This window comes from Nocardiopsis protaetiae (genome assembly GCF_045446735.1).
GTDB lineage: Bacteria > Actinomycetota > Actinomycetes > Streptosporangiales > Streptosporangiaceae > Nocardiopsis > Nocardiopsis protaetiae.
Genome location: NZ_JBJJBV010000101.1, coordinates 1 through 21,003 on the forward strand (window position 1 = coordinate 1; position 21,003 = coordinate 21,003).

Sequence of the window (21,003 nt, forward strand, 5' to 3'; positions counted from 1 at the left end):
GTCGGCCCCGGTGAGGGGTGTGCCGGATCTGTGCCGGGCCGGATGCCGGGTCAGCTCCGGGGCAGGCCCTGCGGGTTGATCTCGGACTCGGGGATGGCCTCGCCGTCCACCGCCCAGCGCTCCAGCACCTCCTGGTACTGGCCGCCCTCGATGATCTCGTTGAGCGCGGCGTTGAGCGCCTCGACCAGGCCGTTGTCCTTGAGGGTCATGGCGGCGATCTCCGCCTTGATCTCGCCGCCGCCGGAGATGGTGCCGACGATCTCGGTCTCCTGGGCGACCTCCACGTGGTAGGCGCCGCTGGGTGTGGGGCCGAGGTAGAGGTCGATGCGGCCGGACTGGAGGGCGAGGTAGTAGTCGCTGGAGCTCTCGTAGTACTGCAGGTCGATCGGGTCCAGCCCGTTCGCCTGGTTCTCCTCGTCCCAGCGCAGGAGGATCTCCTCCTGGTTGGTCCCGGAGCCGACGGCGACGGAGAGCCCGGCGACGTCGGCGGGCTCGTCGATCTCGTCGAACTCGTGGCCGGTGGCGGCCTCGAAGGAGACGGTGTCCACCCGGTAGGTGGCGAAGTCGTAGAGGTCCTTGCGCTCCTCGGTGACGGTGACGTTGGAGAACGCGACGTCGTACTTGCCGCTCTCCACCGACAGGAAGAGGTTCTCCCAGCCGGTGGCCTCGGGCGTGTACTCCAGGTCCAGGACGTCGGCGACGAGCTGGGCGATGTCGGTCTCCACGCCGATGAGGGTCTCGTCGTCGTCGGCGTAGAACACCAGGGGCGGGGTGCCGGTGGTGGAGTGGCCGACGTTGAGGGCGCCGTCCGCGCGGACCTCCTCGGGGACGAGCTCGGCGATCTCGGGCACCGCCTCGGCGCGGACGCGGTCCTGGTCGGGCGAGAGGTTGAAGGGGCTCTCGGAGCCGCCTCCGCTCTCGGCTGCGCCCTCGGCCTCGGGGTCGGCGCAGGCGCTGAGGACCAGCAGCAGGGCGGCCGCCAGGGCGGGCGCGCGCAGGGAGGCGATGGGGGTCGGCATGGTGCTCCTCGGGGGATGGGATGGGTTGACGGGGATCTGCGGGCTCACAGGACCTTCTCCAGGAAGGCCCGGGTGCGTTCGTGGGCGGGGTGGTCCAGGACCTGTCCGGGCGGGCCGGACTCGACGATGCGGCCCTCGTCCATGAACACGACGGTGTCGGCGACCTCGCGGGCGAACCCGATCTCGTGGGTGACGACGATCATGGTGGTGCCGCCCGCGGCCAGGTCGCGGATGACGTCCAGGACCTCGCCGACGAGCTCGGGGTCCAGGGCGCTGGTGGGTTCGTCGAACAGCAGCACCTTGGGCCGCAGGGCCAGGGCGCGGGCGATGGCCACCCGCTGCTGCTGGCCCCCGGAGAGGGTGCGCGGGTGGGCGTCGGCGAACCCGGCCAGGCCGACGCGCTCCAGCAGGGCGCGGGCCTGTTCCTCGGTCTCGGCGGCGGGGCGGCCGAAGGCGTACCGGGGCGCCTCGACGATGTTCTCCAGCACGGTCAGGTGCGGGAACAGGTTGAAGTTCTGGAACACGAACCCGATGGCGCCGCGCTGGCGCAGGATCTGCTTCTCCTTGAGCTCGTGCAGGACGCCGCGGCCGCGCCGGTAGCCGATCAGCTCGCCGTCGACGGTGATGTGTCCGCGGTCGGCGCGCTCCAGGTGGTTGATGCAGCGCAGCAGGGTGCTCTTGCCCGAGCCGGAGGGGCCCAGGATCACGGTGACGTGCCCGGCCTCGACGGTGAGGTCGACGTCCTTGAGGACCTCGACGGCGCCGAAGCGCTTGTGCACGCCGCGGATGCTGACCATGGGGGCGGGCCCGGGGGCGGTGGTGTCGGTGGTGTCGGTGGTGGCCGTGGTCATCGGGTGGCCCCCCTGGGCGGTCGGACCGAGCGCACCGCGTGGGGCAGCCCGGTGGCGAAGGAGCGCAGCCGCTGGAGCGGCGTGGGCGGGAGTTCGCGCACGGCGCCCTTGGCGTAGTGGCGTTCGACGTAGTACTGGCCGATGGACAGCAGCGTGGTCAGGATGATGTACCAGAGCGTGGCGACCATGAGCATGGGCACCACGTCGCCGGTGCGGTTGTAGATCACCTGGACGCGGTAGAAGAGTTCGCCCAGGGCCATCACGTAGACCACCGAGGTGCCCTTGAACAGGCCGATGACCTCGTTGCCGGCGGTGGGCATGATGGTCCGCATCGCCTGGGGCAGGATGATGCGGCGCACCTGGCGCCCCCAGGGGATGCCGAGCGCGGCGGCGGCCTCGCGCTGGCCCTGGTCGACGGCGAGGATGCCGGAGCGGACGATCTCGGCGGAGTAGGCGGCCTGGTGCAGGGCCAGGCCCAGGACCGCGGCGGCCATGGGGCTGATGAGCTCCATAGTGCGGAAGCTGACGAAGGCGGGTCCGAAGGGGATGCCGAAGGACAGCCGGTCGTAGAGGATCGCCAGGTTGTACCAGAACAGCAGCTGGACGATGAGCGGGATGGACCGGAACGCCCACACGTAGGTCCAGGAGACCGAGGCGAGCAGGGCGCTGCCGGACAGGCGCATGAGCGCCAGCACCACGCCCAGGCCGAAGCCCAGGACGGTGCCGTACAGGGTGAGCTGCACGGTGAGCCAGAGCGCCCGCATGATGGTCTCGGCGAAGAGGTAGTCGACGACGACGTGCCACTTCCAGGCCGGGTTGGTGAGCATCATGTTCGTGAACATGGCGCCCAGGACCAGGACGACGGCCCCGGCGGCCCAGCGCCAGGGGTGGCGGGCGGGCCGGACCGGCCAGTCGGTGGGGTCGTCGTGGGCCGTGTGCGGGTCGGCGGCGCGGGTGGCGGCGGGGGCGGTCATCGGTCCAGGCCTCCGATCCAGGGCACGACGCAGGCGTCGGCGCGGGCGGCCGGGTCGGCGGTGAGGGCGGCCTCCCAGGGCTCGGGGGCCTGTGCGGGGGCCCGCTCGGGGACCCGGGCGGGCTCCCACCCGGGGTCCCGCCCGTGGTCGCGCCCGGCGTCCCACCCGTGGTCGCGTTCGCGGTCCCGGGCGGGAACGCGCTCCGGGGCCGGGGGCAGCTCCTTGGCGAAGGCGAGCGGGCCGATGGTCTCGGGGTCGGCGGTGAGGTCGAAGCGCGCGGTGTACCCGGCGGCGAGGTAGAGGGCGCGCGCCTCGGGCTGGCGGGGCCCGGTGGTCAGGTGCATGCGCGTGTACCCGGCGTCGGCGGCGGCGCGCTCCAGGGCGGCCAGGACCCGGCGGGCGTGGCCGCGCCGCCTGCTGTCGGAGGCGGTCCACATGCGCTTGACCTCGGCGGTGTTCGCGTCGTGGCGGCGGAAGGCGCCCCCGGCGACGGGGCGTTCACCCTCCATGAGCAGCAGCAGGAGCCCGTGCGGCGGGGCGAAGTGGTGGTCGGGGACGGCGCTCAGCTCGCTCTCGCCGATGGGCCCGTAGCGCTCGGTGTACTCGCGGCGCAGCTCGTCGAGCAGCGGACGGGCCAGGGGGTCGTCGATCCGCGCCGGGCGGATGACGGGGGTCCGGGCCGTCGTCGGGCGGCGTGGGCCCATGGGGAACCTCGCTCTCGGTGGCGGACGCCCCGGGGGTCCGGGCGTTCCGTTGGCACACAAGGATTCTCAATCCCACAAAACCCATATGTCAAGTAGGAAAAGTGGGCTTAAGGGTCTCTTGAGGCTCTGGAGAACCCCCGCGATTCCATGAAATCCCCGTCAACATGTGCCAAGACCGCCCTTTCCGGGCGGCGCGGCCCGCCGCGGATGCTTCTCTTGTCCGGACAGATCATCACCATGAGTGACGAAAGGGGCGCCATGGCACAGCCGAGCGACACGGCGCCGGGGACGGCCCGCAACCTCTGGATCCCGCTGGGCGCCGCCACGGCGGTGGCGATCCTGCTGGTCGTCGTCTGGTCGCTGCTCAACGCCCTGCTGCCGGGGGCCGAGCGGATCCGCGCCGGGAACGAGATCACGCTCGGTCAGGGCGGCGGGTACCGGGCCGCCCTGACCCTGCCCCAGGACGGGTGGCGCCTGGACGTCGGGTCCAGCCAGGCCGGGCAGACCTACCGGTTCCACCGGGGGACCGTGGACCTCACCGTCACCTCGGTCACACCCGTCGGCGACCCGCTGCCCGACGCGAAGCAGCTCTGGGCGGGCATGGGCGACATCGCCCGCGCCGGGGACCCCACCGCGCGGCTGGGCGAGCCCGAGGTGATCACCACCGAGCAGGGCGTCGAGGGCCTGACCGGGGTCATGCGCAGCCGCACCCAGGAGGGCGCCGCCGTGCTGTACCCCTCCCCCGACGGGGCGTTCGCCGTGGAGATGACCCTGGGCGGGGCCGAGGCCACCACCGCCGACCTGAAGGCGGTCGCCGACGTCGCCCGCGCCGTCACGTTCACCGAGGAGGGCGGCCGATGAGCCAGGCACCCAACGAACCCCGGCTGCCCGGCACCGCGGCCGACGGGCCGCGGCCGTCCGACACCGCGGCCGGGTCCGTGCCCGCGGCCGGGTCCGTGCCCGCCCAGCGCCGCTCGCGGCGGGACGCGCCCGGGCCGCGGCGGGTCCCGGCGCCGCGCGCTCCCGAGCGGACCGTGCTGGGGTACCACCTGCCCGTGTTCACCGCCCTGGTCGTCATCGGCGTGCTGTGCCTGCTCGGGCTGGGCACCCTGGCGGTCCAGTTCGGCGGGGTGGTGCGGGTGTTCTTCGCCGAGGCCGCGCTGGGGCTGGTGTTCGCCGCCGTGACACTGCTGTTCGGGTTCTGGCTGTTCCGGCGGATCCGGCCGGTGCGCGCACCCGACCTCGCCGCCTCGCTGGTGGCGGTGCTGTGGGGGCTGACCGCGGCGACCGGCGGGGCGCTGCTGGCCAACAGCGCGCTCACCGGGATCTGGTCCAAGAGCCTGGGGCTGGAGTTCTCGGCCGCCTGGGGGGCGGCGCTGACGGCGCCGTTCAACGAGGAGCTGTTCAAGCTCGCCGGGATCGTCCTGGTGGCCGTGGCCTTCCCGCGCGCCCTGCGCGGACCGATCGACGGGTTCATCGTCGGCGCCCTGGTGGGCCTGGGCTTCGAGGTGACCGAGAACCTCATCTACGGGCTGAACGCCGTGGTCGGGGCGGGCGGGGTGAACGGCGGCGAGGCCGTGGTCCAGTCGACGTTCGTGCGGGTGCTGCTCACCGGCCTGGGCTCGCACTGGGCGATGTCCGCGGTGGCGGGCGCCGGCGTCGGCCTGCTCGCCGCCGCCGGGTGGCTGCCGGGCGGCCGCCGGCTGCTGGGCGCGCTGGCCCTGGTCCTGACAGCGATGGGGATGCACTGGCTGTTCGACTCGCCGCTGCTGGAGGGCTTCGCCGGCATCGTCGTCAAGGTGCTGCTCAACTTCGCGATCGCCATGGCGGTGTACTCCACCGCCCGCCACGTCCACCGGCGCCGGGTCCGCCGGGCCCTGGCGCAGGAGGGCGAGGACGTGGGGCTGCGCCGCTCCGCGGCCGTCGCCCTGGCCCGGCGCCGCGCCCGCCACCGGGCCCTGCACGAGGTGCCCGAGGCCGAACGCGCCGAGGCCCGACGCGTCCAGGCCCTCATGGTGGACGCCGCCGAGGACCGCGCCTTCACCCACGCCGACTGACCGCACCCGCGCCGAGGGGCCGGGGGCACTCCCCCGGCCCCTCTCGCGTGTCTCAGCCCTCCGACTCCAGCAGCGTCCGGGCCAGCTCCCGGAAGCGGGCGACGAGGGACCGACCCCGCTCCGCGGTGGGGCCGCCGTCCCGCGCCGCTTCCCATTCCAGCGTCAGGTGGAGGAATCCCAGGTGGTCGTACTCGCCCTCGCCCCAGGAGGCGTTCGCGCACAGGTGGTGGTAGACCTCTTCGGCGGCCCCGGCGACCTCGGCCGGGTCGGCCGCCTCCGCGGCCTCCGCGAGCAGGCGGGAGCAGACGCGGCGCGCCGCGTGCAGGTGGGCCTCCCCGTAGCCGGGCCAGGACAGGCCCAGCTCCGCCAGCGCCTCGGTGAACGGTTCCTCCGCCGGGTCGGTGCGGCCCAGCCCGGCCACCTCCCGCAGGGACGGCGAGTCCAGCCCCCGGGCCAGGGCCTGGGCGGCGGCCATCGGCAGGTCGATGTGCGTGCGCCCGATCACCGCGTCCACCAGTTGCTCGCGCAGGACGTCCATCGCGGGCTCCTAGGGGGCGGGGCGGACGAAGCGGTGCAGGAGGGTGCCGTCGGCCTCCAGGATGAGGCGGGGGTGCAGCTCCAGGTCGGCCGGGACGCCGAAGGCGATGCGGCGGGCGTCGCCGCCCGCCAGCAGCGGCACCGTGGTCAGGCACAGCTCGTCCAGCAGGCCGTGGGCGGCCACGTCGGCCAGCAGGGAGGGGCCGCCCTCGCACAGCACCCGGGACAGCCCGCGGTCGGCGAGGTCGGCCAGGGCCGCGGCCAGGTCCACCTCGGCGTCGCCGTGCACCAGGACGCGGTCGGCGCCCAGCAGGGCGCGGGCGCCCTCGATCGCCTCCTCGCCCGCTCCGGCGCGGGTGACCATCCAGGCGCCGCCGCGGCCCTCGGCCGGGGCGGCCAGGCCCGGGGGCACCAGCGCCGAGCGGCTCACCACGGCCACGTCCGGGCACGGGGTGCGGCCCGGCCGCACCCGCGGCCCCGGGCGCCGGTAGCCCTCGGCGCGGGCGGTGCCGGCGCCCACCAGGACGACGTCGGCCAGGTCCCGCAGCAGCCGGTAGACCTCGTGGTCGGGCTCGGTGTTGATGGACCCGGTCAGCCCGTCCGGGCCGGTGCCCGCCCCGTCCAGGGTGGCGACCATGTTCGCGCGCGTCCACCGCTCCGGGTGGGCGTACAGCACCGCCAAGGCCTCGCCCGAGACCTTGGTGCCCGGGGCGGCCGTGCGCGGGGCGATCTCGTTGAGCAGGACCCTCATCGCGGTGTCCCCGGCCAGAACGCCACCAGGTACATCACCCCGAAGGGGTCGTCGGCGTAGAGCAGGCGGGCCCCGGCGACCGGGTCATCGGACCGGGCGTGCGCCAGGGCCTGGAGGGCGGAGCGGCCGCCGATGAGCAGCTCCGCGCACAGCGCGGGGTCCAGATCCAGCAGCGCCGCCGTGTCCCCCGCGGCCAGGGCGGCGCGGACCGCCTCGTCCACCGGGAAGGTGCGTTCGTCCAGGTGGCCGGGGGCGCGCGGGCCGCGCCGGGCGCCCGCGTCGGCCATGACCAGCAGTCCGATCCGTTCGGGCCGGCCGGCGATCGCCCGGCCCCGGTCGGCGGTCTCGGCGGGGCCGGCGTCGAACGCGATGGTGCCCATCTCCACCGGCACGGGTGCGCCCAGGTCGTCCAGCAGGCGGCGGGCCACCGCCAGGGAGGTCGGCAGCGCCTCGGCCGCGGGGACCCGCTCCCCCGGCCCGCCGAACGCCGACAGCGCGATACGCCCCTCGACCCGTTCGGCCGAGCGCTCGTCGGCGCCCAGCACCACGATCACGTCCGGGGCGGCGGCGAGCAGCGCCCCGACCGCCTCCTCGCACGCCTTGCGCAGGTCCGCGGCCACGTCCCGGCCGCCGGTCAGCTCCCGCAGGAGCAGCGGCGGCGACGGGCACACGGCGGTGGCGACGATCAACGGTCCCCCCTCCCGGGGCGGCGGCCCCTCACGCCAGCCCCCGCACGGTCCGCGCGGGCGGCCGCACCCCGCGGATCGAGGCGACCATGTCCAGGATCTGCCGGGTCTCGACGACCTCGTGCACCCGGTACACCCGGGCGCCGTGCCAGGCGCACACGGCGGTGGCCGCCAGCGTTCCGGTCAGGCGCTCCCCCACGGGCAGGTCCAGGGTCTCACCGACGAAGTCCTTGTTCGACAGCGACACGAGCACCGGCCACCCGGTGGCGGTCATCTCGTCCAGGCGGCGGGTCAGCTCCAGCGAGTGCCAGGTGTTCTTGGCGAAGTCGTGCGCCGGGTCGATGAACACCGACCCCGGGTCCACCCCCAGCGCCACCGCCCGCTCGGCCAGGGCGACCGTGGAGTCGATCGCGTCGGTGACCACGTCCGGGTAGCGCACCCGGTGCGGCCGGGTCCGCGGGGTGACCCCGGCGGTGTGGGTGCACACCAGCGCGGCCCCGAACTCGGCGGCGACCTCCGCCAGCCCCGGGTCGTAGCCGCCCCAGGCGTCGTTGAGCAGGTCGGCCCCGGCCTCGCAGACCGCGCGCCCCACCGAGGCCCGCCAGGTGTCGACGCTGATGACGAGGTCGGGGAACTCGGCGCGGACGGCGGCGACGAAGTCGACGACCCGGCGCTTCTCCTCATCGGCGTCGATCTCCTCGCCCGGCGCGGCCTTGATCCCCCCGATGTCCACGATGTCGGCGCCCTCGGCGACGACCCTGCGGACCCGTTCGAAGGCGGGCCCGTCGTCCCAGGTGGCGCCCTTGTCGTAGAAGGAGTCGGGGGTCCGGTTGACGATCGCCATCACCAGCGACTCGTGTTCACCGTACTCCCGGCCCCGCAGCCTCATCACCGACCGACAGCTCCTCCCAGCACGCGCGGGCGCTCCGGTCCGACCCCGGCGGCCGGCGGGCGCTCCACCGTACTGACCGTACCCGTGTGCGGACGCCCGTGTCCGTCGGAGGCGTCGAACCGGCGGATCGCCACCGCCTCGCCGTGTTCGATCCCGCACCGCCGGTCGGCGATGGCGAGCAGTTCGGTGGCCATGGCGCTCAGGCCGCGCAGCGACTGGTGCCGGTGGGCGCGCCGCCCCAGGTCGACCTGGGCCACGGCGTCCACGCCGCACCGCAGGTGGGTGTCGATGAGCACGGCCAGTTCGACGCCGTACCCGGTGGGCACCGACAGCTGCTCGAACAGTTCCCGGCGGATCGCCCACTCCCCCGACAGCGGCTGGACCACCCCGGACAGGGCGGGCCAGCGCAGCGCCAGGGTGGGGCGGGCGACCAGTTCGGTGACGCGACCGCCCTCGTGGCTGACCCGGGTGCCGCCGGGCAGGTCCAGCAGCCGGTCGTAGAAGCCCTTGACCAGCCGCACCCCGGGTTCGGTGAGCAGCGGCCCCAGCAGGGCGGAGACGAAGTGGGTGTCCCACTCCACGAGGTCGGCGTCGAGGAAGGCGATGACGTCGCCGGAGGTGACGAACTGCGACTTCCACATCGCCTCGCCCTTGCCGCGCCGGTGCCCCAGGTCGGGACGGACGTCGACCACCCGGTGCACGGTCGCCCCGGCCGCGGCGGCCACCCGGCCGGTGTCGTCGGTGGAGTCGGAGTCCATGACGACGATCTCATCGAGCAGCGGCGTGCGCTCCACCAGGGCGGCCCGCACCCGGGAGACGATGCCCCCGACGGTGGCCTCCTCGTTGCGGGCCGGTATGACCAGGCTGACGGTCAGGCCCCGCCGCCGTTTGAGGTCCAGGAGCCGCTCCGGCGTCCAGTCGGTGTGCCGATAGGTGCGCTCCTCGAACCATGCGTCGCTCACAAACCCTCCCACAAGCCCTCCCAGCGGCCAAGACTACGGCCCACTGTGCCCGGCCCGGCCGCCGGTCCGTGTTTCGTGCACCCTGAATCCCGGTGAAATCCGCGTCACCACCGGTCACGGGGACGGACGCCGCGGGAGGTTCCGGGAATCCCGAACCCCTAGGCTGGACGGCAGCGGTGAGACGCTCGTCCCCCGAGCCCGGACCCGCCCCCGCCCCGACGCGCCAGAAGGACCTCCGCCCGTGCAGCCGCTGGATCCGACAGACCCCGAACGCATCGGCCGCTACCGGCTGACCCACCGCCTGGGCGCGGGCGGCATGGGGCGGGTTTACCTGGGGCGCACCGCCGCGGGCCGCAAGGTCGTGGTGAAGGTGATCCTGCCCCAGTACGCGGGCGACGCCGAGTTCCGTGGCAGGTTCGCCCGGGAGGCGGCGGCCGCCGCGCGGGTGGGCGGGTTCCACACCGCGCCGGTGGTGGACGCCGACCCCGACGGGGACCCGCCGTGGATCGTCAGCGCGTTCATCCCCGGCCCGTCCCTGCACGAGGTGCTGGCCGAGCGGGGGCCGCTGCCGCACGCGGCGCTGCGGGTGCTGGCGGTGGGCCTGGCCGAGGGCCTGGAGGCGATCCACGGAGCCGGGCTGACCCACCGCGACCTCAAGCCCGCGAACGTGCTGATGGCCTCGGACGGGCCGCGCATCATCGACTTCGGCATCGCCCGGCCCACCGGGGACTCCTCCGGGCTGACCCGGACCGGGGCCACCCTGGGCACCCCGCTGTACATGTCGCCCGAGCAGGTGGACGCGCTGGAGGTGGGCCCGGGCTCGGACATGTTCTCGCTGGGCACGGTGCTGGCCCACGCGGCGGTGGGGCGCAATCCGTTCGACGCGCCCACGCTGGCCGGGATCGTGCGCAACCTCATCGGTCCGCCGCCGGAGCTCCCGGAGAACGTGCCGGCCGGGCTGCGGGCGGTCATCGCCCGCTGCTGGCGGCACTCCCCGGCGCAGCGGCCTACCCCGCGGCAGGTCGCCGAGATGGTCGGGGACGTCGACCCGGAGGTGGACTGGCCGGTGTTCGGGGAGGGGCCCGCGGGCGGTCCGGGGACGGGGGCGGGCACGCCCCCGCCGGTGGAGCAGCCGGTAGAGCGACCGGTGGAGCGCCCGGTGTACGGCGGCGGCGGTCCGGTGGGCGCCCCCTCGGGCGGCATCCCGTCCTATGGGACCGGTGCGCCGGCGTACGGGGTGCCGATGGGGACCCCGGGAACGGGGATCCCGGCGGGGACGATGGGAACAGGGGTTCCGGCGGGGAGCATGGGGGCGGTCGGCCCGGCAGGGGGCAAGGGGACGGGCGTCCCGGCGGGGCGGAGCGCCCCGTTCCCCGAGTCCGCGGAGTCCCTGCGCTCGGAGTCGGCGGTCTTCGACCGGCTGCGCGAGGGCGGCGACCACGCCGCGGCGCTGGCCGGGTACGAGCGCCTGCTGCCCCGGCTGCGCGAGTCGCTGGGCCCCGGCCACCCGCGGACCCTCAAGGTGCGGTCGCGCATCGCGGCCTGCAAGGAGGGCCTGGGCGACCACCGGGCCGCCCTGGACGAGTACCGCTCCCTGCTGCCCGAGCAGGCGGCGGCGCTGGGCGCCGACCACCTCGACACCCTGGGCACCCGGTTCCAGATCGCCTACCAGCTGGGCGAGCTGAACGACCACGAGGCCGCGCTGGCCGCCTACCGCGCCGTCCTGCCGGACCTGTCCCGGGTGCTGGGCCCCGGCCACGACCACACCCTCACCGCCCGGGAGAACATCACCGACCACCTGTCGGCGGTGAGCGACCACCGGGGCGCCCTGGAGGAGCACCGGCGCCTGCTGGGCGACCGCGTCCGGATCCTGGGGCCCGACCACCCCGACACCCTGGCGACCCGCCGGGCCATCGCCAACACCCTGGGGGACCTGGGGGACGACGCGGCCTCGCTGTCCGAGCACCGCAGGCTGCTGCCGGACCGGTCGCGGGTGCTGGGTCCGGACCACCCGGACACGCTCACCACCCGGTTCGAGATCGCCTACCGGCTGGGCGAGATGGGCGACCACGGGGCGGCGCTGTGGGAGGCGCTGATGCTGCTGCCCGACATGACCCGGGTGATGGGCGCCGACGACCCCCGAACGCTGGCGTTCCGGCTGGAGATCGCCCGGCTGCACCGGCTCCAGGGCAACCCCGCGGCGGCGGAGGCCACGCTGCGCTCGCTGGCCGCGGACCTGGAGCGGCTGCCGCAGGGCAAGGGCGCGGACTCGCTGCGGACCCGGGTGCGGGTGGAGTCGGAGGTGCTGCGGGAGTGGACGATGCCGCCCGCCCCGCAGTCCGGGCCCTGGCCCTACCCGGCCTGATCCCCGTCCGGGGTCCGGGGTCCGGGGCCCAGGGCCCGTCCGGGGCGGGGCCTGAGCACTGTTTTTTGGAAGTCCGGGCGGTCGCGACCCGCTGCGACAAGCGGGCCGCGGTCTTCGACGGGACCGTGCGGGTGGCCTCGATCCGGATCCGGCTCCACGGCCTGACCCGCCCAAAAACAGTGCCTAGGGCCGGTCCGCTGCGGGCCAGGCGGCCGCGGCGGCGACCGTCAGGCGGTCCAGCTCGGCGGCGTCGGCGAACGCGGTGTGGGTCCCGGCGGTGGTGCAGGTGAACGCGCCCGCCACCGCCCCGGCCAGCGCGCACTCCGCCACCGGGGCGCCCGCCAGGTACCGGTGCAGGAACCCGGAGATGAAGGCGTCGCCCGCGCCGTTGGCGTCCACCACGGGGCGTTCGGGCGCCACCGCGGGGAAGTGCCGGGGCCGGTCCCGGCCGCGTTCCAGCACCCGGCTGCCTGCGGCCCCGTCGGTGGCGACGGCCAGCCGGGCTCGGCCGCGTTCCAGGATCCGCGCCAGGACCCCGTCGACCCGGCCGTGCACCGCCGCGGCGCTCATGAACACCAGGTCCGCGTTCAGGGCGTAGTCGAGGTGGTACGGGTTCTCGCCGTCCCAGTCGTGCAGGTCGGTGGAGACGGTGGCGTCCAGGGCGGCCAGGTCCGCGAACAGGTCGCGGTTGTGGCCGACGATCGACATGTGCACGTGGCGGGCGCGCTCCAGGAACGGCAGCGCGAACTCCCTGGGCAGGCGCAGGTCGGCGGGATGGCGGGCGTCGAAGAAGGAGAACCGCCGCCCCTGGTCGTCGACGAGGTTGACCCCGCGGGGCGTGCCGTGCGGGGACACGGTGTGGGAGAAGGCCAGCCCCTCCTTCTCGTACCGCTCCAGGACCATGCGGCCCTGGAGGTCCTCGCCCAGGAAGTCGATGAACTCCACGGCCCGGCCCAGGTGGTGCAGGCCCAGGGCGACGCCGTTGCCGGTGTGCCCCACGTGGTCCAGGACCGGGGGCACCTGCGCGGAGTCGCCCGCGGGCACGGCGAGGTCGGGGACGCGGACGATGGTGTCCACGCCGGTCCCGCCGACGACGAGCACATCGGTACGGGGGGCGGTCACGTGCAGCTCCCTGTGGTGATGGCGTCGGCGGCGGCGTCGAGCACCCCGGTGGTCACCGGCGGCGCGTCGGAGCCCGGCTCGATGCGGTAGACGATCTCGTGGACACCGCCGACCTCCAGTTCGTCGAACTGTTCGCGAGCCGTTTTCTTGGGAGTGTCGCCCAGGACGAACTCGCCGGCGCCGGTGGTCAGGACCAGGTCCGCGCCGTCCTCGCGCTTGTCGCAGATGGCGGTGGTGACGGCACCGGTGGTGTTCGCCCCTCCGGAGCCGAAGAAGAGGGAGGGGCCGATCAGCCACAGGGCCAGGAAGCCGAGGAGGACGACCAGGCAGCCGGCGCCGAGGAGGCAGCCGCGCCGGAAGGCGCCCGGCCGTACGGACGGGTCGTGCGGGAGGGGCGGGCCGGGATGCTCGGGCGGGGGGTGGTGCGTGGGCGGCGGATGGTGACCGGGTAGGGGTGGGTGGGCGGGCGGAGGGTGGTGCGCGGGCGCGGGCCCGTGTCCTCCCTCCTGCGGAGGAGGCCAGCCGTGCCGCAGGGGCCTGGGTCCGCCGCCCTGCGAGCCGGGAGGGCCGGGAGGGCCGGGAGGAGTGGACCCGTGGCCGCCGTCCCGCTGCTGTTCGAGCCACTTGCGTTCGGCCGCCCTCTGCTCGGCCGCCCTCTGCTCGGCCTGCTGGTGCCGTATCTCTTCCTTCTGGCTCTCGACGTACTCGTCCTGCCGCTGCTGTTGCTCCTCGCGGCGCCGTTGCGCTTCGCCGCCGAACTCGTTATGGCTCATCCGTCCCCCTCCCCCGGATGCGCGCGCACCCGGCAAGAAGCATAGGTCCGGGCCGCGAGGCCTGGAAAGGCGGGGCGGGTGCGACCGGGCGAACGAGACACAACCGTGCCGGAGCGCACCGCACCCGGTCGGCCACCTCTGGTCAGAGGGGCTGTTCCGGGGCCGGGGCGGGTCCGGGCGGGAGGCCCAGGGCGGTGTAGGCGGCGGCCAGGGCGGCCGCGCGCAGCTCGTCCGCGGGGCGGTCGCCGAGCAGGACCACGCAGTCGCCCAGGCCGCCCAGCACCAGGGTGACGCGGGCCAGCTCACCGAGGTCGGCGGGGTGGGACCGGCGTCGCTGCGCACCGTCATCCCGAGTTCACGGGCCGGGGCGGCGCTGCGGACGGCGGCGATGCGGGCCCTGCCGCGGCCGCCCCGGCCACTGCTGCGCCGGGCGGCGAACTCGGACTCCCGGGCCGCCCGGGTACTGTCGTCGGTCACACCGCCGCCGGCCGCGCCGCCGCCAGCCGCGTGAGCCAGGCGAACAGGCTCGGGTCGGTGCCCATCTCCGGGTGCCACTGCACGCCCAGGACGGTGTCGGTGCCCTCGTACTCCAGGGCCTCGACGGTGCCGTCGTCGGCCCACGCGGTCGCCCGCACCCCCGTTCCCAGGTCGGCGACCGCCTGGTGGTGGTAGGACGGCACGTCCAGGCGGGTGCGCCCCAGCACGCGGGCGGTGAGCGTGCCCTCCGCGACCGTGACCGGGTGGGGGTCGAACACCCCCGTGCGTTTGCGGTGCCCGTCGTGGCCGACCGTGTCGGGCAGGTGCTGGTGCAGGCTGCCGCCGCGGAACACGTTGAGCAGCTGCATCCCCCGGCAGACCCCCAGCACCGGCAGGCCCCGGTCCAGGGCGGCGGTCAGCAGCGCGTCCTCGGCGGCGTCGCGCGCCCGCTGCACCCCGGCGGTGCGTTCGGCGCGCTCGGCGCCGTAGCGGGCGGGGTCGATGTCGCCGCCGCCCGCCAGCAGCAGCCCGTCCAGGGCGCGGACCGCCCCGGCCGCGTTCGCGACCGGGGGCAGCAGGACGGGCACCGCTCCGGTGGCGGCGACCGCGTCCACGTATTCCTGCGGGAGGAGGGCGGCGGCCGTGTCCCACACCCCCCAGCGGGCGCGTTCGGCGTAGGCGGAGATCCCGATGACGGGCGCGGCCACGGCGCGCCTCCCTTCTGTTCCTGCTGTTTCTGTTGTTGTTGCTGTTGCCGTTGTTGCTGTTGTTCCCGTTGCTGCCGTGTCGGCCGCGCCGCTACAGCGGGGTGACGTAGGCCCCGGAGATACCGCCGTCCACCAGGAAGTTGGACGCGGTGATGAACGAGGCGTCATCACTGGCCAGGAACGCCACCGCGGCGGCGATCTCCTCCGCCTCGGCGAACCGGCCCAGCGGCACGTGCACCAGGCGGCGGGCCGCCCGCTCGGGGTCCTTGGCGAACAGCTCGCGCAGCAGCGGCGTGTTCACCGGCCCCGGCGACAGCGCGTTGACGCGGATCCCCTCGCGGGCGAACTGCACGCCCAGCTCCCGGCTGAGCGCCAGCACCCCGCCCTTGCTGGCGGTGTAGGAGATCTGGGAGGTGGCGGCGCCCATGGTCGCGACGAACGACGCGGTGTTGACGATCGACCCCCGGCCCTGCTCGCGCATGTGCGGCAGCGCGTACTTGCAGCACAGGTACACCGAGGTCAGGTTGACCTCCTGGACGCGGCGCCAGGCGTCGATGCCGGTGGTGAGGATGGAGTCGTCGTCGGGCGGGGAGATCCCGGCGTTGTTGAACGCGACGTCCACGCTGCCGTACGTCTCCTTGGCGGCGGCGAAGAGCGCCTCCACCTCCTTCTCGTCGGTGACGTCGGTGCGCACGAACGTGCCGCCGGCCTCCTCGGCGACCGCGCGGCCCGCCGCCTCGTCCAGGTCGGCGGCGACGATGCGGGCGCCCTCGGCGGCGAGCCTGCGGGCGGTGGCCCGGCCGATGCCCCCGGCGGCCCCGGTGATGACGGCGACGCGGCCCTCGAAACGGTTCATCTGTTGTGGTGCTCCCTCGGCTGTCGTCGGAGGTTCCGGAAAAGGAAAGGGGTGGGAAGGGGGTGGGTCGGGTGTCCCGGGTCGGGTGTGGTCGGAGAGGTCAGTCGAGTGTGGTCGGAGAAATCAGGTGTCGTCGGAGAGGAAGACGGTCTTGGTCTCGGTGAACGCGTCCAGCGCGTCGGGCCCCAGCTCGCGGCCGATGCCGGACTGGCCCATGCCGCCGAACGGCGTCCAGTAGCGCACCGCCGAGTGGGAGTTGACCGACAGGTTCCCGGCCCGTACCTGCCGGGAGACCCGCAGGGCGCGGCCCACGTCGCGGGTCCACAGCGACCCGGCCAGGCCGAACGGGGTGTCGTTGGCGATGCGCACCGCGTCGGCCTCGTCCTCGAAGGGCAGGACGGACACCACCGGGCCGAAGATCTCCTCCCGGAAGGCGGGCTCGGCCGGGTCGGTGGTGGTGAGCACCGTCGGCGGGTACCAGAACCCCCGCCCCTCGGGCGCTTTTCCGCGGAAGGCCACGGTGGCCCCGTCCACGTAGGCGGCGACCCGGTCGCGCTGGGCTGCGGAGATGAGCGGCCCGACCTCGGTGTCCGGGTCGCGCGGGTCGCCCACGGCGACGGCCTCCACCGCCGGGCGCAGCAGCTCCAGGAACCGGTCGTACACGCTCGCCTGGACCAGCAGCCGGGAACGGGCGCAGCAGTCCTGGCCGGCGTTGTCGAACACGGCGTAGGGCGCGGCCGCGGCGGCCCTGTCCAGGTCGGCGTCGGCGAAGACGATGTTGGCGCTCTTGCCGCCCAGCTCCAGGGTGACCCGGGTGAGGTCCTCGGCGGCGGCCGCCATGATGCCCTTGCCGACCCGGGTGGAGCCGGTGAACACGATCTTGGCGACGTCGGGGTGGCGCACCAGCCGGTCCCCCACCACCGGACCGGCGCCGGGCAGGATCTGGAGCACCCCGTCGGGCAGCCCCGCCTCGCGGGCCAGCTCTCCGATGCGCAGGGCGGTGAGCGGGGTGAGCTCGGCGGGTTTGACGATGACGGTGTTCCCGGCGGCCAGGGCGGGCGCGGTGCCCCAGGACAGGATCGGCATGGGGAAGTTCCACGGGACGATGACGCCGACCACGCCCAGGGGTTCGGCGAAGGTGACGCTCCACCCGCCGGGGACGGGGATCTGCCGCCCGGCCGCGCGCTCGGGGGCGGCGGCGTAGTACCGGAACACGTCGCGGGCGTTGCCCGCCTCCCAGCGGGCCTGGCCGACGGGGTGCCCGGCGTTGCGGACCTCCAGGTCGGCGAGCTCGTCCAGGTGGGCGTCGATCGCGTCGGCGACGGCCCGCAGCAGCCGGGCCCGCTCGCCCGGGGCGGTGGCCCGCCAGGCGGGGAACGCGGCGCGGGCGCGGGCGACCGCGGCGTCGGTGTCGGCGGCGGTGGCCAGAGGGACGGTCGCGATGACCTCCTCGGTGGTCGGGTCGACGACCCGCTGTGCGGTCGGTGGCGGCGCGTCGGCGGCCATGGTCCCCCCTGTCGGTGTGCGGCGGTGCTGATGTTCAGTGGTGGTGATGTTCAGGAGTACTGACTTTCAGTGGCGCTGACGTTCCAGGGTGCTGACACTCAGCACCGCTGCCGTTCGGCGCTCCTGCGGATCAGATGTTCGGGCGTTCAGGCATTCGGGCGTTCAGGTGCTCAGGTGCTCAGGTGCTCAGCGATGCTGATGTTCAGCACTGCTGATGGTTTTTCCCACCAACGGTCACAGGCGCTCGAAGCCGCGGTACATCTCCCAGTCGGTGACCGCCGCCTCGAACGCCGCCAGCTCCACCCGCGCGTTGTTGGCGTAGTGGGCCACGACCTCCTCCCCGAACACCTCCTTGGCCAGCTCGCTCCCCTCCCAGAGCTCCAGCGCGTCGCGCAGGGTCGAGGGGACGGTGGGCAGCCCGGAGGCGTAGGCGTTGCCCGCGAAGGGCTCGCCCGGCTCGATCCGGTTCTCGATGCCGTGCAGCCCCGCGGCGATCAGCGCGGCCACCGCCAGGTGCGGGTTGACGTCGCCGCCGGGCACCCGGTTCTCCACCCGCAGCGAGGGCCCGTGGCCGACCAGGCGCAGCGCGCAGGTGCGGTTGTCGTGGCCCCAGGCGACGGCGGTGGGTGCGAAGCTGCCCGGCACGTAGCGCTTGTAGGAGTTGATGTTGGGCGCCAGCAGCAGCGTGAACTCGCGCAGCGCGGCGAGCTGGCCGCCCAGGAAGTGCCGCCCGGTCTCCGACAGTCCCCCGCCCCCTTCTCCTCCCCGGCCCTCGGCCAGCACCGGCGAGCCGTCGGTGCCGCGCAGCGAGATGTGGATGTGGCAGGAGTTGCCCTCGCGGTCGTTGGGCTTGGCCATGAAGGTGATCGCCATGCCCTCCTGGGCGGCGATCTCCTTGGCGCCGTTCTTGTAGATGGCGTGGTTGTCGCAGGTGGCGCGGGCCTCGTCGAACCGGAACGCGATCTCGTGCTGGCCCAGGTTGCACTCGCCCTTGGCCGACTCCACGTACAGGCCCGCCCCGGCCATCTCGTTGCGGATGCGGCGCAGCAGCGGTTCCACCCGGGCGCCGCCCAGCACCGAGTAGTCGACGTTGTACTGGTTGGCGGGGGTCAGGCCGCGGTAGCCGCGGTCCCAGGCCTGCTCGTAGCTGTCGCGGTAGACCACGAACTCCAGCTCGGTGCCGACCATCGCCGCCCAGCCGCGTTCGGCCAGCCGGGCGCGCTGGCGGTCCAGGATCGCGCGCGGGGAGGCCGCCACCGGGGTGCCGTCGTGCCAGGAGAGGTCGGCGACCGCCATGACCGCGCCCTCCGCCCACGGGGTGAAGCGCAGGGTGGCCAGGTCGGGGACCATCGCGAAGTCGCCGTAGCCGGTCTCCCAGGAGGACATGGCGTAGCCGTCGACGGTGTTCATGTCCACGTCCACGGCGAGCAGGTAGTTGCAGCCCTCGGTGCCGTGTTCGAGGACCTCCTCCAGGAAGAACCGGGCGGACAGGCGCTTGCCCTGGAGGCGGCCCTGCATGTCGGGGAAGGCGACCAGGACGGTGTCGACGGTCCCGTCCGCGACGGCCGCGCGCAGCTCGTCCACGGTCAGCGGGGATCGGCGGGGGTCGGCGTGCGATCTCACCTGGGGGCTCCTTCGGGGGGTGCCGGTGCGGACGCTTTTGGATCGGGATCAGACCTTATCTGGGGCCAGATAACCAGCACGGTAAGTGCGTGTCAATAGCGCGTTAACCCCCTTGACAAGCACCAGGCCAGGGGCGGAGCATCTCCCGCAATTGAAAAGGACTGTCCATATACCTTTAGTTGCACCTTCGTCACCCCCGTCACCCGTCACCCCTCCGGGAGGCCCCCAGTGTCCGACGGCAAGAGTCCCCTGCACATCCAGGGCGCGGACTTCTCCCGCGCCGACGACGACTACCTCGAACGCCGCCGGCTGCGGCGGGGCGCGGCCGGCTGGCTGCTGCTCGCCGGGCTGGGCGTCGCCTACGTGATCTCCGGCGACTTCGCCGGGTGGAACTTCGGCCTGGCCGAGGGCGGCTGGGGCGGGCTGCTCATCGCCACCCTGCTCATGGGCACCATGTACCTGTGCATGGTGCTGGGCCTGGCCGAACTCGCCTCCGCGCTGCCCACCGCCGGGGCCGGGTACGGGTTCGCCCGGCGCGCCCTGGGGCCGCTGGGCGGGTTCGCCACCGGCACCGCGATCCTCATCGAGTACGCCATCGCCCCGGCGGCCATCGCCGTGTTCATCGGCGGGTATGTGGAGGCGCTGGGCCTGTTCGGGCTCACCAACGCCTGGCCCGTCTACCTGGTCTGTTACCTGATCTTCGTCGGCATCCACCTGTGGGGTGTGGGCGAGGCGCTGCGGGTGATGTTCGTGATCACCGGTGTGGCCATGGTGGCGCTGGTGGCGTTCATCGTGGGCATGGTCCCCAGGTTCGACCCGGCCAACCTCTTCGATATCGAACCCACCGCGGCGTTCGGCGCCAGCGCGTTCCTGCCCTACGGCTACGTGGGGATCCTCGGGGCCTTCGTCTTCGGAATCTGGTTCTTCCTGGCCGTGGAGGGCGTGCCGCTGGCCGCCGAGGAGGCGCGCGAGCCCCGCAGGGACATGCCGCGCGGCATCATCGGCGCGATGCTCGTGCTCATGGTCACCGCCACCGGCATGCTGCTGCTGGCCCCGGGCGGGGCGGGCGCGTCGGTGATGGCCTCCTCCAGCAACCCGCTGCCCGAGGCGCTGCGCGAGGCCTACGGCGGCAACACCCTGCTGGCCGACTTCGTGAACTACGTGGGCCTGGCCGGGCTGGTGGCGTCGTTCTTCTCCATCATCTACGCCTACTCGCGGCAGCTGTTCGCCCTGTCCCGGGCCGGGTACCTGCCGCGCTGGCTGTCGGTGACCGGCCGCCGCCGCACCCCCTACCTGGCGCTGATCGTGCCGGGCACCATCGGGTTCGTGCTGGCGGTGACGGTGGCCGACGGCGACCGGCTGATCAACATCGCGGTGTTCGGGGCGACGGTGTCGTACGTGCTGATGACCCTGTCGCACATGGTGCTGCGCCGCCGCGAGCCGGAGCTGGAGCGGCCCTACCGCACCCCGGGCGGGGCGGTCACCACGGGGATCGCGTTCACTCTGGCGCTGTGCGCGGTGGTGGCCACGTTCTTCGTGGACATGGTGGGGGCGGCGATCACCGCGGGGATCTTCGTGGTGTTCCTGGCCTACTTCTGGTTCTACTCGCGCCACCACCTGGTGGCCAACGCGCCGGAGGAGGAGTTCGCGCTCATCGAGCAGGCCGAGGCCGAGCTGAAGTGACACCCGGGCACGACCGGCGCGACGGGACGGGGCCGCACCGGCTCCGGCCCGTCGCGCCCGTAGGCTGGTGCCACCGGCGCGCGGGGCGCCCGATGAGAGGAACGTGGTGAGGACGAACGCCGAGCCCACCGTCGAGGAGGCGGGACCGGCGGCCGAGGCCGTGTTCCGGCCGGTGCGGGCGGGCAACGCCTTCGAGGAGACGGTGGAGCGCCTGCTGTCGGCGATCCGGCTGGGCGTGGTCCCGCACGGGGGCCGCTTCCCGGCCGAACGCGAGCTGGCCGCCCGGCTGGGGGTCAGCCGCATCACGCTGCGCGAGGCCATCCGCGCCCTGGCGGAGGCGGGCTACGTGGAGTCGCGCCGGGGCCGCACCGGCGGCACCTTCGTCACCTACGTCCGGCCCCGGCCCAGCCGGGCCGAGGCCCGGCGGGTGCTCGAAGGCATGGCCGTGGACCTGGACG

The 21,003-nt window shown here is 74.2% G+C and carries 21 protein-coding genes; 5 read left to right on the forward strand and 16 right to left on the reverse strand.

Translation table 11 applies throughout. The features are described 5' to 3' along the window. Positions 1-50: 50 nt before the first annotated feature. The 4 genes from ACJOT3_RS16765 to ACJOT3_RS16780 are packed head-to-tail and all read right to left on the reverse strand — an operon-like array spanning position 51 to position 3,548. The gene (locus tag ACJOT3_RS16765) at positions 51-1,019 is read right to left on the reverse strand and encodes an ABC transporter substrate-binding protein (protein WP_406973767.1); all 969 of its coding nucleotides are present in this window, start codon (positions 1,017-1,019) and stop codon (positions 51-53) included. Between the two features lie 44 nt (positions 1,020-1,063). Next, positions 1,064-1,870: an amino acid ABC transporter ATP-binding protein gene (locus ACJOT3_RS16770; protein ID WP_406973768.1), complete on the reverse strand. Its 807-nt coding sequence runs from the start codon at positions 1,868-1,870 to the stop codon at positions 1,064-1,066. Further along, complete coding sequence (locus ACJOT3_RS16775) at positions 1,867-2,844, reverse strand: amino acid ABC transporter permease (RefSeq protein WP_406973769.1); 978 nt, start codon at positions 2,842-2,844, stop codon at positions 1,867-1,869. Before ACJOT3_RS16775 ends, ACJOT3_RS16770 begins: the two co-directional genes overlap by 4 nt. Beyond that, the gene (locus tag ACJOT3_RS16780) at positions 2,841-3,548 is read right to left on the reverse strand and encodes a GNAT family N-acetyltransferase (protein WP_406973770.1); all 708 of its coding nucleotides are present in this window, start codon (positions 3,546-3,548) and stop codon (positions 2,841-2,843) included. The genes ACJOT3_RS16775 and ACJOT3_RS16780 overlap by 4 nt, the downstream gene beginning before the upstream one ends. Positions 3,549-3,806: 258 nt before the next feature. Here ACJOT3_RS16780 and ACJOT3_RS16785 point away from each other — a divergent pair, with 258 nt between their 5' ends. Together ACJOT3_RS16785 and ACJOT3_RS16790 are read left to right on the forward strand one after the other, a co-directional pair. After that, on the forward strand, positions 3,807-4,409 hold the full coding sequence (locus tag ACJOT3_RS16785; protein WP_406973771.1) for a hypothetical protein: 603 nt from the start codon (positions 3,807-3,809) through the stop codon (positions 4,407-4,409). Then, positions 4,406-5,605: a PrsW family intramembrane metalloprotease gene (locus ACJOT3_RS16790; protein WP_406973772.1), complete on the forward strand. Its 1,200-nt coding sequence runs from the start codon at positions 4,406-4,408 to the stop codon at positions 5,603-5,605. The genes ACJOT3_RS16785 and ACJOT3_RS16790 overlap by 4 nt, the downstream gene beginning before the upstream one ends. Positions 5,606-5,657: 52 nt before the next feature. Here ACJOT3_RS16790 and ACJOT3_RS16795 read toward each other — a convergent pair whose 3' ends face one another. From ACJOT3_RS16795 to ACJOT3_RS16815, 5 genes are read right to left on the reverse strand one after another with little or no spacing between them, the layout of a single operon-like run. Continuing rightward, the gene (locus ACJOT3_RS16795) at positions 5,658-6,143 is read right to left on the reverse strand and encodes a hypothetical protein (protein WP_406973773.1); all 486 of its coding nucleotides are present in this window, start codon (positions 6,141-6,143) and stop codon (positions 5,658-5,660) included. A gap of 9 nt (positions 6,144-6,152) precedes the next feature. Further along, the gene (locus tag ACJOT3_RS16800; RefSeq protein WP_406973774.1) at positions 6,153-6,893 is read right to left on the reverse strand and encodes a dihydrofolate reductase family protein; all 741 of its coding nucleotides are present in this window, start codon (positions 6,891-6,893) and stop codon (positions 6,153-6,155) included. Beyond that, entirely contained in the window at positions 6,890-7,582 is a 693-nt protein-coding gene (locus ACJOT3_RS16805) for a class III extradiol ring-cleavage dioxygenase family protein (protein ID WP_406973775.1), read from the reverse strand. Before ACJOT3_RS16805 ends, ACJOT3_RS16800 begins: the two co-directional genes overlap by 4 nt. A gap of 28 nt (positions 7,583-7,610) precedes the next feature. After that, a complete protein-coding gene (gene folP, locus ACJOT3_RS16810; RefSeq protein WP_406973776.1) occupies positions 7,611-8,471 on the reverse strand; it encodes a dihydropteroate synthase in 861 nt (286 codons plus the stop codon). After that, positions 8,468-9,433, reverse strand: a complete 966-nt coding sequence (locus ACJOT3_RS16815) for a glucosyl-3-phosphoglycerate synthase (RefSeq protein ID WP_406973777.1) — start codon at positions 9,431-9,433, stop codon at positions 8,468-8,470. The genes folP and ACJOT3_RS16815 overlap by 4 nt, the downstream gene beginning before the upstream one ends. Before the next feature lie 241 nt (positions 9,434-9,674). Here ACJOT3_RS16815 and ACJOT3_RS16820 point away from each other — a divergent pair, with 241 nt between their 5' ends. Further along, complete coding sequence (locus ACJOT3_RS16820; protein ID WP_406973778.1) at positions 9,675-11,798, forward strand: serine/threonine-protein kinase; 2,124 nt, start codon at positions 9,675-9,677, stop codon at positions 11,796-11,798. A 183-nt stretch (positions 11,799-11,981) separates the two neighbouring features. Here the strand turns inward: ACJOT3_RS16820 and ACJOT3_RS16825 are convergent, their stop codons facing one another. The 7 genes from ACJOT3_RS16825 to ACJOT3_RS16855 form a co-directional block, all read right to left on the reverse strand. After that, on the reverse strand, positions 11,982-12,920 hold the full coding sequence (locus ACJOT3_RS16825; protein ID WP_406973779.1) for a carbohydrate kinase family protein: 939 nt from the start codon (positions 12,918-12,920) through the stop codon (positions 11,982-11,984). Then, complete coding sequence (locus ACJOT3_RS16830; RefSeq protein WP_406973780.1) at positions 12,917-13,693, reverse strand: hypothetical protein; 777 nt, start codon at positions 13,691-13,693, stop codon at positions 12,917-12,919. The genes ACJOT3_RS16825 and ACJOT3_RS16830 overlap by 4 nt, the downstream gene beginning before the upstream one ends. Positions 13,694-13,835: 142 nt before the next feature. Then, positions 13,836-13,976 (reverse strand): hypothetical protein, encoded by a 141-nt coding sequence (locus tag ACJOT3_RS16835; RefSeq protein WP_406973781.1) that lies wholly within the window; start codon positions 13,974-13,976, stop codon positions 13,836-13,838. A gap of 190 nt (positions 13,977-14,166) precedes the next feature. Further along, a complete protein-coding gene (locus ACJOT3_RS16840) occupies positions 14,167-14,877 on the reverse strand; it encodes a gamma-glutamyl-gamma-aminobutyrate hydrolase family protein (RefSeq protein ID WP_406973782.1) in 711 nt (236 codons plus the stop codon). A 91-nt stretch (positions 14,878-14,968) separates the two neighbouring features. Next, entirely contained in the window at positions 14,969-15,733 is a 765-nt protein-coding gene (locus ACJOT3_RS16845) for a 3-oxoacyl-ACP reductase (RefSeq protein WP_406973783.1), read from the reverse strand. Between the two features lie 123 nt (positions 15,734-15,856). Next, entirely contained in the window at positions 15,857-17,239 is a 1,383-nt protein-coding gene (locus ACJOT3_RS16850; protein WP_406973784.1) for an aldehyde dehydrogenase family protein, read from the reverse strand. A 234-nt stretch (positions 17,240-17,473) separates the two neighbouring features. Then, positions 17,474-18,862, reverse strand: a complete 1,389-nt coding sequence (locus ACJOT3_RS16855) for a glutamine synthetase family protein (protein WP_406973785.1) — start codon at positions 18,860-18,862, stop codon at positions 17,474-17,476. A 228-nt stretch (positions 18,863-19,090) separates the two neighbouring features. On the opposite strand from ACJOT3_RS16855, the gene eat reads away from it, so the two are divergent. Both eat and ACJOT3_RS16865 read left to right on the forward strand, forming a co-directional pair. Continuing rightward, a complete protein-coding gene (gene eat / locus ACJOT3_RS16860; RefSeq protein ID WP_406973786.1) occupies positions 19,091-20,545 on the forward strand; it encodes an ethanolamine permease in 1,455 nt (484 codons plus the stop codon). Between the two features lie 103 nt (positions 20,546-20,648). Next, positions 20,649-21,003, forward strand: a 355-nt coding sequence (locus ACJOT3_RS16865) for a FadR/GntR family transcriptional regulator (protein ID WP_406973787.1), incomplete at its 3' end; no start/stop codon positions are given.

What these genes read in the sequence shown, in the direction of transcription:
- ACJOT3_RS16845 (WP_406973783.1), bottom strand. Translation starts at nt 15,733, where the DNA reads ATGAACCGTTTCGAGGGCCGCGTCGCCGTCATCACCGGGGCCGCCGGG.
- ACJOT3_RS16790 (WP_406973772.1), top strand. Translation starts at nt 4,406, where the DNA reads ATGAGCCAGGCACCCAACGAACCCCGGCTGCCCGGCACCGCGGCCGAC.
- ACJOT3_RS16785 (WP_406973771.1), top strand. Translation starts at nt 3,807, where the DNA reads ATGGCACAGCCGAGCGACACGGCGCCGGGGACGGCCCGCAACCTCTGG.
- ACJOT3_RS16775 (WP_406973769.1), bottom strand. Translation starts at nt 2,844, where the DNA reads ATGACCGCCCCCGCCGCCACCCGCGCCGCCGACCCGCACACGGCCCAC.
- ACJOT3_RS16780 (WP_406973770.1), bottom strand. Translation starts at nt 3,548, where the DNA reads ATGGGCCCACGCCGCCCGACGACGGCCCGGACCCCCGTCATCCGCCCG.
- ACJOT3_RS16765 (WP_406973767.1), bottom strand. Translation starts at nt 1,019, where the DNA reads ATGCCGACCCCCATCGCCTCCCTGCGCGCGCCCGCCCTGGCGGCCGCC.
- ACJOT3_RS16830 (WP_406973780.1), bottom strand. Translation starts at nt 13,693, where the DNA reads ATGAGCCATAACGAGTTCGGCGGCGAAGCGCAACGGCGCCGCGAGGAG.
- ACJOT3_RS16850 (WP_406973784.1), bottom strand. Translation starts at nt 17,239, where the DNA reads ATGGCCGCCGACGCGCCGCCACCGACCGCACAGCGGGTCGTCGACCCG.
- ACJOT3_RS16795 (WP_406973773.1), bottom strand. Translation starts at nt 6,143, where the DNA reads ATGGACGTCCTGCGCGAGCAACTGGTGGACGCGGTGATCGGGCGCACG.
- ACJOT3_RS16800 (WP_406973774.1), bottom strand. Translation starts at nt 6,893, where the DNA reads ATGAGGGTCCTGCTCAACGAGATCGCCCCGCGCACGGCCGCCCCGGGC.
- ACJOT3_RS16770 (WP_406973768.1), bottom strand. Translation starts at nt 1,870, where the DNA reads ATGACCACGGCCACCACCGACACCACCGACACCACCGCCCCCGGGCCC.